Annotated in this window: 2 protein-coding genes; both read right to left on the reverse strand. The window is 69.0% G+C overall.

All coding sequences use genetic code 11. The annotated features are described in order from the left end of the window. Window positions 1-1,483: GTP-binding protein (locus VF697_RS04580; protein ID WP_331092250.1), on the reverse strand; the 1,483-nt coding region annotated here is incomplete at its 3' end. Beyond that, a partial coding sequence (gene cysD / locus VF697_RS04585; protein ID WP_331092251.1) for a sulfate adenylyltransferase subunit CysD occupies window positions 1,484-2,115 on the reverse strand: 632 nt, incomplete at its 5' end.

The following is a 2,115-nucleotide window of genomic DNA, read 5'->3' on the forward strand; positions in this document are numbered from 1 at the left end:
GGGCTGCATCCGCGTCTCCCCGGACGAGGGCCACGTGCCGGCCCTGATCGAACAGGGAACGCTCCAGGCGCAGCGCCCCCTGCTCGACCTCCGGGCTGCCAGCCAGGAGGATGACGGCGCCGGACTGACCGAGGCGCTCGCGACGCTCCTCGGCGGAGATGAGGGACTTCGTCTCCTGAGCGCCCTCGTCGCCCACGGGCCCGAGGATCATCCCCGCGGCGACCGTGTCGTTGGTGAGCGGGTCGACGACGATGAAGGCCCCGGTCTTCCGGTTGGCCTGGTAGGCGTCGCACAGCAGCGGGCGCTTGCAGATGAGGCGGACCTTGCCGATCTCGTTGAGCGACAGCGTCTGCGCGGGCACCTCGGACAGATCCTCCAGCTCCTTGCGCCAGTGGATCTGCTCGACGTGGGCCGGGACGTACTTCGAGGTGTGCTTCACGAGGTAGCGCCGCGAGACGTCCAGCGGCTGCTCGCCGAACCACACCAGCATGGCCTCCAACCGCTGGAGCGCCATCGGGGGCTGCTCGACGTGCGCGATGAGGTCTCCCCGGCTGACGTCCACCTCGTCGGCCAGACGCAGCGTGACGGAGGACGGCGCACTGGCCTCCTCGAGGCTCCCATCGAAGGTGTCGATGGCCGCGATGCGGGTGCGCCGCTTCGAGGGGAGGACGACCACCTCGTCACCCACGCGCACGGTGCCGGAGGCGAGCTGCCCGGCGAACCCGCGATAGTCCAGGTTGGGCCGCAGCACGTACTGCACGGGGAAGCGCAGGGACGCGCCATCCAGCCGGCGCTGGTGCGGCAGGGACTCCAGCCACCCGAGGAGCGTCTCCCCGTCGTGCCACGGCGTGCGGGCGCTCGGGACGGTGATGTTGTCACCGGCACGCGCGCTGACGGGGAAGAAGCGGACCTGCTCGAAGCCGAGCGTGCTGGCGAACGCCGTGAACTCCGTCGAGAGGCGCTCGAAGAGGGCCGGGTCGAAGCCCATCAGGTCCATCTTGTTGATGGCCACCGCCAGGTAGGGAATGCCCAGCAGCGACGCGATGTACGCGTGCCGCCGCGTCTGCGCGAGGATGCCCAGGCGCGCGTCCACCAGGATGACCGCCGCGTCCGCCGTGGAGGCCCCGGTGGCCATGTTGCGCGTGTACTGGAGGTGTCCCGGCGTGTCGGCGACGATCACCTTGCGTCGGCGCGTGGAGAAGTAGCGGTAGGCCACGTCGATGGTGATGCCCTGCTCGCGCTCGGCGCGCAGACCATCGGTGAAGAGCGAGAAGTCGATCTCCTCGCCCGCGCTGGCGCGCTTCACCGCCGCCACCTGGTCCTCGAACAGGCCATTGCACTCGTAGAGGAGCCGGCCGATCAGCGTGGACTTCCCGTCGTCCACGGAGCCCACCACCACGAGCCGGAGCAGCTCCTTCTCGTAGTGCTCGGAGAGGAAGCGCTGGAGGTCCGTCTTGTCTTGAAGCTGCAGTGCGGCGGTCATCTAGAAATACCCCTCGCGCTTCTTGAGCTCCATCGAGCCTTCTTCGTCGTGATCAATCAGGCGGCCCTGGCGCTCGGACACGCGGGCCTCCAGCATCTCGGTGATGACGCCCTCGACCGTGGTGGCCGAGGACTCGATCGCGCCACTGAGCGGGTAACACCCCAGCGTGCGGAAGCGCACCCGCTTCTGCACGGGCCGCTCGCCTGGACGCAGCCGCATCCGCTCGTCGTCGACCATGATCCACTGGCCGCTACGGTTCACCACCGGGCGCTCGGCGGCGAAGTACAGCGGGACGACCGGGATGCGCTCCTTGAGGACGTAGTGCCACACGTCCAGCTCGGTCCAGTTGGAGAGCGGGAAGACGCGCATGCTCTCGCCCGAGTCGATCCGCCCGTTGTAGACGTTCCACAGCTCGGGCCGCTGCCGGCGCGGCTCCCACTGCCCGTGGCGGTCGCGGAAGGAGTACACGCGCTCCTTGGCGCGGGACTTCTCCTCGTCACGCCGCGCGCCACCGAAGGCCGCGTCGAAGCCATTCTGCGCGAGCGCCTCGAGCAGCGACTGGGTCTTCATCGCGTGGGTGTACTTCTGGCTGCCATGGTCGAAGGGGTTGATGCCCTCGGCCAGCGCCTTCT

The organism is Archangium sp., from assembly GCF_036388035.1.
In the GTDB taxonomy this organism is placed as follows: Bacteria; Myxococcota; Myxococcia; order Myxococcales; family Myxococcaceae; genus Archangium.